This is a genomic window from Telluria sp. AZSoR62 (genome assembly GCF_058111565.1).
On sequence record NZ_JBYTST010000109.1, the window covers coordinates 1 to 406 of the forward strand.

Here is a 406-nt window from a genome sequence, read left to right on the forward strand (position 1 = left end):
GGCACCGAAGCAACGCAGCTCTGTCGGTAAGGATCGATGCTTGGCTCAGCAAGCGCGGCTATGCATGTTTGCGAACACTGATGGTTCATGGCGCACGCTCTGTTTTGCGTACGGCCAAGTCAAAAGGCGATCGACCTAGCCAGTTGGCCGCCCGCCTAGCCCATCATGGCCCGCATCGAAACGATGCAGTATCTAGAGGCCGAATATACGTAAGCAGGCGGCACGGGGCCAAAGCAAAGTGGCTTGCAATGAGGAGGATTCCATTGACGGCTATTGGTTAATGCATTGAGGCTCTCGATGAGCTCTCAGCCAAGCCATTCAGGTGGAACAAGACGACCGAATCGGTTATCAGCTCTGTCACGATAAAAATAAACTGTTGAGCTATTTTTCAGGGGGCAAGATACAT

1 pseudogene is annotated in these 406 nt (G+C 52.7%); it reads left to right on the forward strand.

Annotated elements, in window-relative coordinates:
- Positions 1-281, forward strand: a pseudogene (locus AC3XQU_RS23095) (hypothetical protein); the annotation flags it as partial.
- Positions 282-406 lie beyond the last annotated feature (125 nt).